The sequence below is a fragment of the Lentzea sp. genome (genome assembly GCF_036380075.1).
Lineage (GTDB): Bacteria > Actinomycetota > Actinomycetes > Mycobacteriales > Pseudonocardiaceae > Lentzea.
The window spans coordinates 1-14,271 of sequence record NZ_DASVFL010000357.1 but is presented as its reverse complement, the minus strand read 5'-3'; the positions used below and the strand labels follow the sequence as shown (position 1 = coordinate 14,271).

The 14,271-nt window shown below is 70.2% G+C and carries 11 protein-coding genes and 1 pseudogene; 7 read left to right on the top strand and 5 right to left on the bottom strand.

The window, feature by feature from the left end:
* The coding region (gene metG, locus VF330_RS37790; RefSeq protein ID WP_330856539.1) for a methionine--tRNA ligase at positions 1–1,379 on the bottom strand (1,379 nt) is incomplete at its 3' end.
* Positions 1,380–1,433: 54 nt separating this feature from the next.
* On the opposite strand from metG, the gene VF330_RS37785 reads away from it, so the two are divergent.
* The 3 genes from VF330_RS37785 to VF330_RS37775 are packed head-to-tail and all read left to right on the top strand — an operon-like array spanning position 1,434 to position 3,694.
* Positions 1,434–1,985: a PadR family transcriptional regulator gene (locus tag VF330_RS37785; protein ID WP_330856538.1), complete on the top strand. Its 552-nt coding sequence runs from the start codon at positions 1,434–1,436 to the stop codon at positions 1,983–1,985.
* A 58-nt stretch (positions 1,986–2,043) separates the two neighbouring features.
* On the top strand, positions 2,044–2,976 hold the full coding sequence (locus VF330_RS37780; RefSeq protein WP_330856537.1) for an ATP-binding cassette domain-containing protein: 933 nt from the start codon (positions 2,044–2,046) through the stop codon (positions 2,974–2,976).
* Positions 2,966–3,694: an ABC transporter permease gene (locus tag VF330_RS37775; RefSeq protein WP_330856536.1), complete on the top strand. Its 729-nt coding sequence runs from the start codon at positions 2,966–2,968 to the stop codon at positions 3,692–3,694. The genes VF330_RS37780 and VF330_RS37775 overlap by 11 nt, the downstream gene beginning before the upstream one ends.
* Here VF330_RS37775 and rsmI read toward each other — a convergent pair.
* Positions 3,686–4,531, bottom strand: a complete 846-nt coding sequence (gene rsmI, locus VF330_RS37770; RefSeq protein WP_330856535.1) for a 16S rRNA (cytidine(1402)-2'-O)-methyltransferase — start codon at positions 4,529–4,531, stop codon at positions 3,686–3,688. The genes VF330_RS37775 and rsmI overlap by 9 nt on opposite strands.
* A gap of 24 nt (positions 4,532–4,555) precedes the next feature.
* Here rsmI and VF330_RS37765 point away from each other — a divergent pair, with 24 nt between their 5' ends.
* A complete protein-coding gene (locus VF330_RS37765) occupies positions 4,556–6,094 on the top strand; it encodes a dolichyl-phosphate-mannose--protein mannosyltransferase (RefSeq protein WP_330856534.1) in 1,539 nt (512 codons plus the stop codon).
* Between the two features lie 81 nt (positions 6,095–6,175).
* A complete protein-coding gene (locus VF330_RS37760) occupies positions 6,176–8,302 on the top strand; it encodes an acyltransferase family protein (RefSeq protein WP_330856533.1) in 2,127 nt (708 codons plus the stop codon).
* On the opposite strand, the gene VF330_RS37755 is transcribed toward VF330_RS37760, so the two are convergent.
* Both VF330_RS37755 and VF330_RS37750 read right to left on the bottom strand, forming a co-directional pair.
* Positions 8,289–8,840: a hypothetical protein gene (locus VF330_RS37755; RefSeq protein WP_330856532.1), complete on the bottom strand. Its 552-nt coding sequence runs from the start codon at positions 8,838–8,840 to the stop codon at positions 8,289–8,291. The genes VF330_RS37760 and VF330_RS37755 overlap by 14 nt on opposite strands.
* A pseudogene (locus VF330_RS37750) lies at positions 8,830–9,171 on the bottom strand (RNA polymerase sigma factor); the annotation flags it as partial. The gene VF330_RS37755 and the pseudogene VF330_RS37750, both read right to left, overlap by 11 nt.
* Before the next feature lie 60 nt (positions 9,172–9,231).
* On the opposite strand from VF330_RS37750, the gene VF330_RS37745 reads away from it, so the two are divergent.
* Together VF330_RS37745 and VF330_RS37740 are read left to right on the top strand one after the other, a co-directional pair.
* Positions 9,232–9,735 (top strand): hypothetical protein, encoded by a 504-nt coding sequence (locus VF330_RS37745; protein ID WP_330856531.1) that lies wholly within the window; start codon positions 9,232–9,234, stop codon positions 9,733–9,735.
* Between the two features lie 288 nt (positions 9,736–10,023).
* Entirely contained in the window at positions 10,024–12,126 is a 2,103-nt protein-coding gene (locus tag VF330_RS37740; RefSeq protein WP_330856530.1) for an acyltransferase family protein, read from the top strand.
* A 39-nt stretch (positions 12,127–12,165) separates the two neighbouring features.
* Here the strand turns inward: VF330_RS37740 and VF330_RS37735 are convergent, their stop codons facing one another.
* On the bottom strand, positions 12,166–14,181 hold the full coding sequence (locus VF330_RS37735) for a serine/threonine-protein kinase (RefSeq protein ID WP_330856529.1): 2,016 nt from the start codon (positions 14,179–14,181) through the stop codon (positions 12,166–12,168).
* Positions 14,182–14,271 lie beyond the last annotated feature (90 nt).

Here is a 14,271-nt window from a genome sequence, read left to right as displayed (position 1 = left end):
GCCCGCAGGCGGTGCTTCTCGATGAGTCCGCCCACGGTGGCGAAGCCCTCGCGCACGGTCGCGAGCACCTGCTCGTCGACCTCCTCCAGGGCCCCGGCGGCCGGGATCTCACCGAAGTTCTTGGCGACCATCGTCGCCGTGCGGTTGACCAGGTTGCCCCAGCCTGCGACGAGCTCGGAGTTGTTGCGGGTGACGAAGTCGGCCCACGTGAAGGCGGCGTCGGACGTCTCCGGGCCGGCGGCGCAGATGTAGTAGCGCAGGGCGTCGGGGCCGTAGCGGGCCAGGAAGTCGCCGACGTACAGCACGTGCCCGCGGCTGGAGGAGAACTTCCTGCCTTCCATGGTCAGGAACTCCGAGCTGACCACCTCGGTGGGCAGGTTGAGGACGCCGTACTCCCGCGGCTGGCCGTCCTTGCTGCCCTTGCCGGCGTAGGCCAGCAGCTCGGCCGGCCAGATCTGGGAGTGGAAGGTGATGTTGTCCTTGCCCATGAAGTAGTACGAGAGGGCCTCGGGGTCGTTCCACCACGCCCGCCAGGCGTCGGGGTCGCCGGTGCGCCGGGCCCACTCGATCGACGCCGACAGGTAGCCGATGACCGCGTCGAACCAGACGTAGAGCTTCTTGGTCGGGTTCTCGCGCCAGCCGTCCAACGGCACCGCGATGCCCCAGTCGATGTCGCGGGTCATCGCCCGCGGGCGGATCTCCTTGAGGATGTTCTGGCTGAACCGGATCACGTTGGGCCGCCAGGTGCCCGAGGCCTCCCGCTCGTCGAGCCACTCCCCCAGCGCCTCCGCGAGCGCGGGCAGGTCGAGGAAGAAGTGCTGGGTCTCGACGAAGTCCGGGACCTCGCCGTTGATCTTCGACCGCGGGTTCTTCAGGTCGATCGGGTCGAGCTGGTTGCCGCAGTTGTCGCACTGGTCGCCGCGCGCGCCGTCGTAGCCGCAGATCGGGCAGGTGCCCTCGATGAAGCGGTCGGGCAGCGTCCTGCCGGTCGACGGGCTGATGGCGCCCATCTCGACCTTGGGGATGACGTAGCCGTTCTTCCACAGCGCGGAGAACAGGTCCTGCACGACCTGGTAGTGGTTGCCGGTGGTCGTGCGGGTGAAGAGGTCGTAGGACAGGCCGAGGCCCTGGAGGTCGGAGGCGATGACGCGGTTGTACTTGTCGGCGAGCTCGCGGGCGGTGAGCCCTTCGTTCTCGGCCTGCACCTGGATGGGTGTGCCGTGCTCGTCCGTGCCGCTGACCATGAGCACCCGGTGTCCGGACATTCGCATGTAGCGGGAGAAGACGTCGGACGGGACACCGAAACCGGAGACGTGACCGATGTGCCTGGGGCCGTTGGCATAAGGCCAGGCCACCGCGGTCAGTACGGAGGCACTCATGCCAATAGCCTACGGAGGCGGTGCCAGGCGGTTTTCACCGAGTGGGAGGTCTGTTTGTCCGCGACCAGGATGTTGGTGCTCGGCGTCGTGAAGATCGTCGGCGAGGCGCACGGCTACGTGGTGCGCCGCGAGCTGAAGTCGTGGTCGGCGGACAGCTGGGCGAACGTGCAGCCCGGCTCGATCTACCACGCACTGAAGTCGCTGGCCAAGGACGGCCTGATCGAACCGGTGGGCACCGAGTCGGCGGAGGGTCCCGCCAGGACCACCTACAAGATCACCGCGAGCGGCGAGCGCGAGCTGGGGAACATGCTGTCGCACTCGCTGGCCGACGCGGCCGCCGGCAACGACGAGGTCTCCGCGGCCGTCGCGATGCTCAACCTCGTCCCCCGCGCGCAGGCGGTCGTGATGCTGAAGAACCGCCTCGCGGGCCTCGAAGGGCAGCTCGCGCCGACCAGGCACGGCATCTCGTCCATGCCGGAGATGGGCAAGCCCGCGCACGTCAGCGAGCTCTTTCGACTGTGGCTCGTCCACCTCGAAGGCCAGGTCCGCTGGACTCGGGAGCTGATCGACCGGCTCGAGGCGGGCGAGTACGACCTTCGCGACTAGTCAAACTTGATTAGTCCGCGCTAGCCTCTGGTCAAACTTGACTAGAGGGGGTTCAGTCATGATCAAGGCACGCGGCCTCGCGCGCCGGTTCACGACGAAGGCCGGTCCGGTGGACGCGGTGCGCGGGGTGGACGTCGACGTCGCCGAGGGCGAGCTCGTCGGGTTCCTCGGGCCGAACGGCGCCGGCAAGTCCACGACGCTGCGCATGCTCACCACGCTGCTGCGGCCGACCGCGGGCACGGCCGTCATCGCCGGGCACGACCTGCTGACCGACCCGGCGGGCGTGCGGCGCAACATCGGCTACGTCGGGCAGAAGAACGGCGCGAGCCCCGAGCAGCGCGTCGCGGAGGAGCTGGAGTTCCAGGCGCGCTTCTACGGCCTGGCCAAGCACGACGCCCGCGCGAAGGTCGCGGACCTGCTCGACCGGTTCGACCTGACCGGTCTGGAGAAGCGCGCCGTCATCACGCTCTCCGGCGGCCAGCAACGACGGCTCGACATCGCGATGGGCATGCTGCACGACCCGCGGCTGCTGTTCCTCGACGAACCCTCGACCGCGCTCGACCCGCAGAGCCGCCGCAACCTGTGGGAGCACATCAGGCAGCTGCGGGCCGACGGCACCACGGTCTTCCTGACCACGCACTACCTCGACGAGGCCGACTTCCTCTGCGACCGGCTGCTGGTGATCGACCACGGCGCGATCGTCGGCGAGGGCTCACCGGACGAGCTGAAGGACGGCGTCTCCGGCGACCTCGTCGTGCTCGGCACCCCGCAGGCGGTGCTCGTGTCGGAGAAGTTCGAGAACGCCGCGGTGGACGGTGAGCAGGTCAGCTTCCGCATCCCCAACGGCGACCGCGCGCTGCCGGGACTGCTGCGCGACCTCGACAACATCGGCGTCGAGCTGCACTCGGTGCAGGTGCACCGGCCGACGCTCGACGACGTGTTCCTGACCATGACCGGTCGTTCGTTGCGGGAGGACAGCAATGCCGCCTAGGAACGTTCTGCGGGACACCTGGCTCGTGTTCTGCCGCGTGATGCTGCCGGTGCTGCGCAACCCGGTCGCCGTGGTGTTCGGGCTCGCCCAGCCGTTGCTCTACCTCGGGTTGTTCGGGCCGCTGCTCGGCGACGCCGGCTGGCAGTGGTTCGTGCCGGGGCTGCTGGTGCAGATGGCGTTGTTCGGCACGGCCTACGCGGGTTTCTCGCTGCTGCCCGAGGTGCGGACGGGCGTGATGGAACGGCTGCGGGTCACGCCGGTCAGCCGGGTCGCGCTGCTCGTCGGCAGGGTCGGCAAGGACGTGGTGCTGCTGGTCGTGCAGAGCGCGCTGATCGTGCTCGCGGCGACGCTGTTCGGGTTCCGCGCGTCGGTCGGCGAGGTGCTGCTCGGGCTCGGGCTGGTGGCGTTGCTGGGTGTCGCGATCGGTGCCGTGTCGTACGCGATCGCGTTGAAGGTGAAGCTGGAGTACGTCTTCGCGTCGGTGCTGTCGGCGACGATCGTGCCGGTGATGCTGCTGTCGGGCGTGCTGCTGCCGATGTCGAACGGCCCGAGGTGGCTCTACTGGCTGTCGCGGGCCAACCCGCTGGCGCACGTCGTCGACGCCGAGCGGTCGATCTTCAACACCGGCTCGGTGCTGGCCGGCCTAGTCGCCGTGGCGGCGTTGGTGCTGGTCGGCGTGTTCTACGGCGTGCGGACCTTCCACAAGGAGTCAGCTTGACCTGACCGCCGCGTCGTAGAGGGTCTTCTTGCTGACCCCGGCCGCCTCGGCGACCTCGGCGGCGGCCGACTTCATCCGCTCCCCGTCGGCGACGCGCTGCCGGACCTCGGCGACGAGCACGTCGAGGTCCGGCTTCTCCTCGACGGGGGCCGGGCCGAGCACCACGGTGATCTCGCCGCGCGCGCCTTCCACCGCCCACTCGGCGAGCTCGGCCAGCGTCCCGCGCACGACCTCTTCGTACTTCTTGGTCAGCTCGCGGCACACGGCCGCGCTGCGGTCCGGTCCGAGCACCTCGACCGCGTCCGCGAGGGTCGCCGCGAGCCGGTGGGGTGCCTCGAAGAAGACGACGGTGCGTTGTTCCGTGGCCAGCGGTGCGAACCAGCGCTTGCGCTCACCGGACTTGCGCGGCGGGAACCCGTCGAACGCGAACCTGTCGCTCGGCAGGCCGGAGAGAGCGAGCGCGGTCGTCACGGCGGACGGGCCGGGCAGGCAGGTGACCTTGAGGTCCTGCTCGACACACGCGGCCACGAGCCGGAATCCGGGATCGGACACCGAGGGCATCCCCGCGTCCGTCACGAGCAGCACGGTCTCGCCGTTCCTGATCGCCTCCAGCAGCCCCGGCAGGCGCGAGGTCTCGACCTGGTCGTAGAAGCTGACGACCCGTCCCGACGGCCTGACCTGCAACGCGGTGGCCAGGCCGTGCAACCGGCGGGTGTCCTCCGCGGCGATCACGCCGGCGGTCTCCAACGCCTCGACCAGACGCGGTGAGGCGTCGCGGACGTCGCCGAGAGGGGTGGCCGCCAGAACAAGACGGCCTGAACCGGATACAGGACTCACGGGCTTCACCCTACGATCGGCGACGTGACAGTCCTCGTGCAGCCAGGTGAGGCGCCCGTCGTCGTCGAGGAGCCGCGCACGGATCGTGCCGCGACACTCGACCCGCCGCCGTCCGGAGACCGCCTGCGCGGCTGGCTCGTCACCATCGCCGTGACGCTCGTCGGTGCCTTCGTCCGGTTCTGGAACCTCGGCTACCCGACCGACAAGGGCACGCCGATCTTCGACGAGAAGCACTACGTGCCGCAGTCGGCACAGGTGCTGCGCAACGGCGGCTACGAGGACAACCCGGGCTACGAGCTGATCGTCCACCCGCCGCTCGCGAAGCAGCTCATGGCGATCGGCCAGGACCTGTTCGGCTACGACGGCATCGGCTGGCGGTTCGCCTCGGCGCTCGCGGGCACGATCACGATCCTGCTGATCGTGCGGATCGCCCGCCGCCTGACCCGCTCGGACCTGCTGGGCGCCCTCGCCGGCGTCCTGCTCATCGCGGACGGCGTCTCGCACGTCCAGTCGCGGATGGGCATGCTCGACATCTTCCTGGCGCTGTTCGTCGTCGCCGCGTTCGGCTGTCTCGTCGTCGACCGCGAGCAGATGCGGGAACGACTGGCCGTCGCCGTGCGCGAGGGCTTCGTCAACAACTCGGCGTTCGGCCCGTGGATGGGCTTCCGCTGGTGGCGCTTCGGCGCGGGTGTCTCGCTCGGTCTCGCGTGCGGCATCAAGTGGTCGGGCATCTGGTACATCGCCGCGTTCGGGCTGCTGGCGGTCGTCTGGAGCGCGCTGGCGCGGCGGGCGGCCGGTGTCGAGGAGCCGTGGCTCGGCGCCCTCGTGAAGGACGTGCTGCCGTCGCTGGGCGGTCTGGTCGCGATCCCGGTGCTGGTCTACGTCGCGACCTGGTTCCCGTGGATGGCGAGCGAGACCGGCATCGACCGGCACGTCGTCGGCGGCAAGGTCCAGGACGTCTCGTACGTCCCGGACGTCCTCCAGTCGCTCTGGTACAACGCGAAGAACGTCTACAAGTTCCACGTCGAGCTGGTCACCTCGGAGACCAACCGCCACCCGTGGGAGTCGAAGCCGTGGACGTGGCCGATGGGTCTGCGTCCGATGCTCTACTACTACGACAACTCCGTGACGGGCTGCGGCGCGGCGTCGTGCCTCGGCGCGATCATGCTCATCGGCACGCCCGCGATGTGGTGGCTCGCGTTCCCGGTGATCGGCTGGGCGATCTACCGCACCGCCGGCCGGATGGACTGGCGCTACGCCGCCGTCCTGGTCGGCTACGCGGCGGGCCTGCTGCCGTGGTTCCTGAACCTCGACCGGCAGATGTACTTCTTCTACGTCACGCCGATGGCGCCGTTCCTGGTGCTGCTGATCGTGCTGGCGCTGGGCGAGATCATGGGCCGCAGGACCGCGGGTTCCGAACGCCGCGGTACGGGACTGCTGGTCGTGGCCCTGTACATCGGCATCGTGGTCGCGAACTTCGTGTGGCTGTGGCCGATCCTCAACGGCAACCCGATCACCCCGGAGATGTGGCAGCAGCAGCTGTGGCTGCCCAGCTGGCGGTGACCCTCGCCTCACCGGAACGGGGTCCCCGGCGGTCCCGCTGAGTTACGATCCCCTTGGGCTGACAGGGGGATCCGGCGAGGCATGAGCACCACCGTCCAGGCACGCGTCGCGCAGGCCAGAAAGCTGTTGAGCGCAGGCGGACGGACGCCCGCATCGCCCGGTTTCCGCACCGATGTCCAGGCCCTGCGCGCGCTCGCCGTGCTCGCCGTCGTCGTCAACCACTTCTGGCCGAACGTCCTGACCGGCGGCTACGTCGGCGTCGACGTCTTCTTCGTCATCTCCGGCTACCTGATCACCTCGCACCTGGGCCGCGAGATCGCCCGCACCGGCCGCGTCCGGTTCGGCACGTTCTACGCGCGCCGCATCCGGCGGCTGCTGCCCGCGGCGCTGCTCGTCCTGGCCATCACGGTCCTGGTGGCGGGCGCGCTGTTGCCGTACCCGCGCTGGACGTCGACGGCCTGGGAGACCTTCGCCTCCGCCTTCTACTGGGAGAACTGGCTCCTCGCGGCGAAGTCGGTCAACTACTCGGCGCAGAACGAGGCGGCGAGCGTCGTCCAGCACTACTGGTCGTTGTCGGTCGAGGAGCAGTTCTACCTGGTCTGGCCGCTGCTGCTGGTCGGCCTGGTCATGCTCGGCGGCAACCGGCGCTGGCTCGTGCCGGGCGTCGCGGGGCTCGGCGTGCTGTCGCTGGTCTTCAGCGTCGTCTACACGGCCCTGTCCCCCAACGAGGCCTACTTCAACACCTTCGCGCGGGTGTGGGAGTTCGCGCTGGGCGCGTTCGTCGCGCTGACGGCGTCGAAGCTGGTGCTGCCGCGCATCGCCGCCGAGGTCGCCTCCGGCCTGGGCTTCGCGATGATCCTCGTCCCGGCGTTCGCCTACGACCACACCTCGCCGTTCCCCGGCTCCCTCGCGCTCATGCCGACGGTCGGCACCGCGCTGGTGATCGCCTCCGGCCTGCGGCCCGGTGCCCAGTGGCACACGCCCGTCACGGCGTCGCGGCCCGTGCAGTTCGTCGGCAACATCAGCTACTCGCTGTACCTGTGGCACTGGCCGATCGTGATCCTCGCGCCGTTCGCGCTCGGCAGCGCGCTGGAGCAGGGCGAGCTCACGACGGCGTGGCTGCTGTGGCTGCTGGCCCTGTCGTTCGCGCTGGCGTGGCTGACGAAGGTGCTGGTCGAGGACCGCGCCCGCACGTTCCCTCCCCTGGTCCGCGACACCAGGCTGACGTTCGGCGCCATGATCGCCGGGCTGCTCGCCGTGGAGATCCTCGCGGGCGGGCTCCAGGCCAGCTACTACCAGCGGGTCGCCGACGCCGAGCAGAACGTCCAGGCCGGCAAGGGCGACGCCTGCCACGGCGCCGGCGCGATGCTCGCCGCCAACGGCTGCCCCGACCCGTTCGGTCCTGCCCGCGTCCCCGAGATGGGTCCGGCGAACGAGTACTGGCGGCTCGCGCCGGAGTGCGTCGAGACCGACTACTTCAAGGTCGAGAACAAGGCGACCGTGAAGGTCTGCGACTTCAGCGGCGACGGCGAGCCGACGAAGACCGTGTGGCTGCTGGGCGACTCGCACGCCGAGCAGTGGCAGACGCCGGTGTTCGAGGTGGCGCGCAAGGAGAAGTGGCTGCTCAAGATCGGCGTCCTGGGCGGCTGCCCGTTTGCCGACGTGCAGTTCACCGGCTACCGCAGCGCCGCGGGCCCGCGCGACATCCTGCGCTGCCGCGACTGGACGGCGCAGATGTTCCCCGCGATCACCAACGACAAGCCCGCGATGGTGCTGATGTCGTTCTTCTCGCGCCAGGAGTTCGTGGACGACGGCAGCGGCCGCAGCCAGACCGAGCAGTACCGCGAGGGCATCGAGCCGTGGTGGTCGGCGTGGACCGCGACGGGCACGCGCGTGTTCGTGTTCGCGGACCCGCCGTACAACAGGGACGTCCGGTCGACCAGCTGCGTGCTGCTGAACCGGACGAACCCGAAGGCGTGCGCCATCCCCCGCGAGCGGGCGCAGCCGCCGGAGCCGCTGGGCGAGGTCGCGAGGACGACGAGCAACCCGCGGGTCTCGGTGATCGACCTGACGAACTACTTCTGCGACAACCGGCTCTGCTACGGCGTGATCGGCAACGTGGCGGTCTACTACGACGGCGACCACGTCAACAGCGAGTACAGCCGCACGCTGACGCCGATGGTCGAGAGGGCGCTCAACTCCCGCTGATCCGCAGCGCCCGTTCCCTCGTGAGCGGTCCCTCCAGCCTCGTCGTGACCTGACCCCGTTGCCAGATCAGGGTCTGCCCGGTCTCGCCGGGCTCCTCGAGGTGCCAGACACCGCCGTCGAACTGGTCGAGCCGGATCCCGCCGTAGCGCAGGGAGACGAACCGTCCTTCGTGGACGGTCACCCGGTCCGGTGCGCCGAGCTCCGACGGCAGGTGGATCTCGAACGGCAGCTGCGCCCTGGCGTCGTCGAGCGAGACCTCCCGGCTCGGCAACGGGGGCGCGGTGCTCGTCGGCGCCTGTGTGCGGAACTCGACGCCGGCGAACTCCAGGAGGTCCCGCACACCGGCCCGCACCGCCGGGGACACGGCGAAGGCGATCGCGAACGCGGTGACGGCGGCGACCACCCCGGTGAGCCAGCGGTTCCGCCTGCGCGGGGCGTCGATCCTCGTCAGCACCCGTGCGGTGACGTCCGGCGGTTCCGGGACGTGGACCCGGTGGCCCAGGTCGCGGAGAGCGGCCTCCAGCGGGTCATCGGTCACGGGCCACCTCCTCCAGCATCGGGCGCAGCTTGGCGAGCGCGCGGGACAGCCGCGACTTCACCGTTCCCTTCGCGAGGCCGAGGGTCTGCGCGGTCTCGGCCTCGCTCAGGTCGAGCAGGTACCGGCACGTGACGACCTGGCGGTCGCGGTCGGGCAGGTTCGCCAGCGCCCGCAGGAGCCTCGCGCGGGAGTCGTCCACGAGCGCGGCCGGATCGTCGTGGTCGACGGTCTCGGTGATCGACGCGACCCTGAGCTCCACGAGGTTGCGCCGCCGGCGGCTGCGGTGGAGGTTCCTGGTCTCGTTGGCGACGATCTTGAGCAGCCAGGGCTTGAAGTCGGCGTCCTCTTCCTACACCGGGAACCGCGACTCGGTTCCCGGTGTACCGGCTGCATGAGGATTCTCTTCCTGATGTGCGCGTTCCTGCTGATCAGCGCTCCCACCGCCGCCGCGGGCGGATGGGCCGTCACCTACCTGGACCCCGTGCCGACGGTCCAGCCGTCCGTCACGCACACCGCCGGGTACTGGGTGCTCCAGCACGGCACCCACCCCTATGCCGGCGACGACCTCGGCAAGACCGGGCTGCGGTTCCACTCCGGTTCGTCCGACCTCGTGTTCACCGGCGTGCCCCTGGGCGAGCCCGCGCACTACGCGGTGACGTTCGCGTTGCCCGAGGGCGTGTACGAGGTCTTCGGCGTGCAGGGGATGTTCCAGGACCACGCGATCGGCACGCTGACCGTGCCGGGAACCTTGCGGGTGAACCCGGTGGACCCGCAGCTCGCCCTTCCCGGATCCACCGAGCCCGTGCCGGTGTGGGTGGTCGCGCTGGTGGTAGTGGGCGCGGCGGGGGTGTTCCTGGTCCTGCGCAAGCGGTTGCGGCCTGCTGCGCGAAGGTGAGTGGTGAGGCGATCGGCGGAAACCGCCTCACCACTCTTCGCAGGGCATCCGCGTGAGATGCCGAAGCCTTCCGGGTGGACCACGGCTTAGGTCGCTCGACGGTTAATCACCGTTACGGACCGGTACAACGTTCACCCGGATCGCCCAAGGATCAGGCGTGGATGTGCTCTCACCAGGCGCGATGAGTTAGCATGCCCGCTCACCGACCCAATCGAGTGACCCTCGAAAGACGCACCTCCTTGCCGGGCGTCGCCGAGCGGGGTTCTGACCTGGGGAGTTCACCGCGGTATGAGCACCACCGTCGAGTCGCGTCCGGGGCACGACAGCCGAAGCCCCGACGACAAGCCGAAGGCCCGCGGGTTCCGCACCGACGTCCAGGCCCTGCGGGCGATCGCCGTGCTCGCCGTCGTGGTCAACCACTTCTGGCCGAACGCGCTGACCGGCGGGTACGTCGGCGTCGACGTCTTCTTCGTGATCTCCGGTTTCCTGATCACCTCGCACCTCGACCGCGAGATCGTCCGCACCGGCCGGGTGCGGCTCGGCACGTTCTACGCGCGGCGCGTCCGCAGGCTGCTGCCCGCGGCGTTCCTCGTGCTCGCCGTCAGCGTCGTGCTGGCGTACTTCCTGCTGCCGTACCCGCGCTGGACGGCCAACGCCTGGGAGTCGTTCGCCGCGGCCTCGTACTGGGAGAACTGGCTGCTCGCGGGCAAGTCGGTGAACTACTCGGCGCAGAACGACGCCGCGAGCCTCGTCCAGCACTACTGGTCGTTGTCGGTGGAGGAGCAGTTCTACCTGTTCTGGCCGCTGCTGCTGATGGGCATGTTCAAGTTCGGCCGGCGCCGCTGGGTGATGGCCGGCGTCCTGGTGCTCGGCGCGCTGTCCCTGGGCCTGAGCGTCTACTACACGACCGTCTCGCCGAACGCCGCGTACTTCATCACGCCGGTGCGCGTGTGGGAGTTCGCGATCGGCGCCGGCGTGGCCCTGGCGGCCTCGCGGCTGGTGCTGCCCAGGGTGGCGGCGGAGCTGGCGGCGTTCGCCGGCCTGGCGATGATCATCGCGACGGCGTTCGTCTACGACCACCACACGCCGTTCCCCGGCTACCTCGCCCTGGTCCCCGCGGTCGGCACCGGCCTGGTGATCGCCTCGGGCCTGCGCCCCGGCCGGCAGTGGCACACCCCCGTGACCGCGTCCCGGCCGGTCCAGTTCATCGGCGACGTCAGCTACTCGCTCTACCTGTGGCACTGGCCGGTCGTGCTGCTCGCGCCGTTCGCGCTCAGCGGCCTGCTGGACAAGGGCGAGCTCACGACGCCGTGGCAGCTGGGCCTGGTCGCGCTGTCGCTGGTGCTCGCCTGGCTGTCGAAGAAGCTCGTCGAGGACCGCGGCATGTCGTGGGGCCCGCTGACCCGCAGCAGCGGCCTGACGTTCGCGGGCATGGTGGCCGGCATCTCCGTGGTGGCCGTGCTGGCGGCGGGCCTGCAGTGGACCTACGACCGCCACGTGGCGCAGGCGGAACGCGACGCGGCAGCCGGCCTGAACAGCCCGTGCCACGGCGCGGGAGCCATGATCGGCACCAACGGCTGCCCCACCCCGTTCGGCCCCGCGAAGGTGGCCACGATGGGCCCGGCCAACGAGTACTGGCGCCTCGCCCCCGAGTGCAGGCAGATCCAGGACTACAACGCCGAGGACAAGCACACGACGTCGATCTGCGACTTCTCCGGCGGTTCGGCCGGCGCCGAGAAGGTCTGGCTCGTCGGCGACTCCCACGCCCAGCAGTGGCAGGCCTCGCTCTTCGAGGTGGCCCGCGAACGCAAGTGGCACCTCAAGATCGCGTTCCTGGGCGGCTGCCCCTTCGCCGACGTCAGGGTCACCGAGTTCCGCGGCAAGGCCCCGGCCAAGCAGGAGGTCGACCGCTGCGCGGCCTGGACGCGGCGGATGACCGACGTGATCGCGGCAGACCGCCCGTCGAAGGTCGTGACGTCGTTCTTCGCCCGCAAGGAGGTCGTGGCGGGCGGCAACCAGACCGACCGCTACCGCGCGGGCCTGGAACCCAGGTGGCGCAAGTGGACCGACGCGGGCGCGAAGGTGTACGTCCTGGCCGACCCGCCGTTCAACAGCGACATCCGCAACCCGGACTGCGTGACGCTGAACCCGGCCGACCCCGTGGCGTGCGCCGTCGCCCGCGCGGAAGCCCACCCGGCCGACCCGCTGGTGGAGGTCGCGCGCACCACGGAGGTGCCCGGAGTGTCGCTGATCGACCTGAGCGAGTACTTCTGCGACGCCGCGCGGTGCTACTCGGTGATCGGGAACGTGGTCGTGTACTTCGACGCGGACCACTTGAACGGGGAGTACAGCCGCAGCCTGGCCCCGATGATCGCGAAGGCGCTGGGCTGACCTGGGTGAGGCGGGAACCCCGCCTCACTCCTGCTGCACCTACATCGGCATGTGCCTCGTCGGAGGCGGCCCCGGCTTGGTGATCATCTTCGTCACCGGGCCCTCCTTGCTCATCCCCTGCTGGTCCAGGAACTGCGACAGCTGACCCCGCACCTGCGCCAGCGTCGGACGGCGCACCGGTTCCGGGTCCATCGCCGCCAGCAGCAGCCGGGCGTGCGCGCTGTTCTGCGGCAGCTTCGTGATCGGTTCGCCCTGGGCCGCGGCCATCAGCGAGGAGATCGGGTTCTCGCGGGAGCCGCGCGGCGGGTGGCCGGTCAGGGCGTACGAGACCGTCGCCGCCAGCTGCCACGAGTCGGACGCCGGGGACGCCGTCTCGCCGCGGGCCGTCTCCGGCGCGAGGAAGTCCGGGGTGCCGACCATCATGCCCGTGGCGGTGAGGGTGCTGTCGCCCTTGGAGCGCGCGATTCCGAAGTCGATCAGGTGCGCGGTGCCCTGGCCGTCGACGATCACGTTGGACGGCTTCACGTCGCGGTGCAGGACGCCCCGGTCGTGGGCCGCCGCCAGGGCGTCGGCCATGTTGAGCCACAGGCGGGCGGCGAGCTTGTCGTCGATCAGGCCGTTCTTCAGGACCGTCTCGGACAGCGAGGCGCCCTCGATGTACTCCATGACCAGCGCCAAGCCGTCCGGGTCCTGGACGATGTCGAACACCCGCACGCAGTTCGGGTGCCTGACCGCGGCCAGCGCACGGGCCTCGCGGAGCATGCGCGCCTCGGTCTCGTTGTCCGGGGCGTGCGCGAGCTTCACCGCCACCGTGCGGTCGAGCTGCTCGTCGACGGCCAGCCAGACCGTGCCGAAGCCGCCGGAACCGAGCTGGCGGACGCGGCGGAACCGGCCGTTGCCGGGGTTCCAGACCTTGCCCGACTTCTGCACGGGTGAGGGCGCCTCGGCGTTCGCGGCGCCCGGACCGAACGGCAACGGGCCCGGCGTGTCCGCGAGGACGGCGGGCTGGGACGGCTGCGGCGGGTGTCCGGTCGGCTGCGGCAGCACCTCGGCGACGCGCGTCGGCGGGTACTGCGGCGGCGGCTGGTTCACCGGGCGCATCGGCCGGTTCATCGGCGCCGGCTGGTACTTCGGCACCTGCGCCGGCTGGTAGGGCGGCGGGTTCTGCGTCGGCTGGTGCTGCGACGGCTGCTGCACCGGCTGGTGTTGCGACGGCTGGTGCGGCGGCGGCTGGTGCTGGGACGCGTTGATCGGCTTGGTCGCCGCCTTCTTCTGCGGGTTCTGCGGAAGCTGGGGCTGCGGTGTGCGCGCCACCGGCTGCGGTGGCGGGTTCTGCGAGTTCCGGTCGGCAGACCGGTCGCGGCCGGGGCGGTTCAGCATGGCGGTAGTCAACCCGAAAATCCGCACGACGATTGAGCCGATTACCGCAATCGGCAGAAAGCCCAGGAGCACATGGCCCACCAGGGTCACGGGGAGTGCCGACGTGGCTGCGAGGAGCACCAGGAACGGCAGCCAGAACACGCGCTTGGGCCAGCTCGGCCCGAGCCGGAACGCCGAGCCCGCCTGGAGCATCACGAAGAGCAGGCACAACAGCGCCAGCACGACGGTCACGGCGGCGGCGATCAGGAAGACGGGCGCCTCACCGGGCCGCTGCGCGACACCGATGATCGACGGCGTGTTGTCGACGAGGTAGCGCCCCTGCGAGAACTGGCCGAAGCACGTCAGGTCGTCCAGCGAACCGGACCCGCCGACCGTGCGCCTGGCCAGCCCCTGCACGGTGCCGCGCATGATCAGCCAGGGCAGCACCAGGCAGCTGGCGACGCCGAGCACGGCGAAGATCGCGCCGGTCACCGCGCCGTAGGTGTTGCCGACGACCCGGCGCACCGCGATGGACAGCAGCGCTCCCACCGTGGGGAACAACCCGAGCACCGCGCCGAGCGCTGTGGTGGTCCACACCCAGTCACCGGGGCAGACACTGGCGCCCACGAAGCCGTGCAGCCACGTGAGCAAGGACTCCGCGAGCCCCACGACCCACACCACCCCTTCCGCGATCACCCCCAGCCTAGGCGTCCTGACAGCCTACGGTGCGTGATCGGTCTGCGGTTGACGCCACAGCAACCCTTTCCATGATCACCGCGTTGTACC

Excerpts from the sequence above, each read along its gene's own strand:
- VF330_RS37780 (WP_330856537.1), top strand. The coding sequence starts at position 2,044 with ATGATCAAGGCACGCGGCCTCGCGCGCCGGTTCACGACGAAGGCCGGT.
- VF330_RS37760 (WP_330856533.1), top strand. The coding sequence starts at position 6,176 with ATGAGCACCACCGTCCAGGCACGCGTCGCGCAGGCCAGAAAGCTGTTG.
- VF330_RS37740 (WP_330856530.1), top strand. The coding sequence starts at position 10,024 with ATGAGCACCACCGTCGAGTCGCGTCCGGGGCACGACAGCCGAAGCCCC.
- VF330_RS37775 (WP_330856536.1), top strand. The coding sequence starts at position 2,966 with ATGCCGCCTAGGAACGTTCTGCGGGACACCTGGCTCGTGTTCTGCCGC.
- VF330_RS37745 (WP_330856531.1), top strand. The coding sequence starts at position 9,232 with ATGAGGATTCTCTTCCTGATGTGCGCGTTCCTGCTGATCAGCGCTCCC.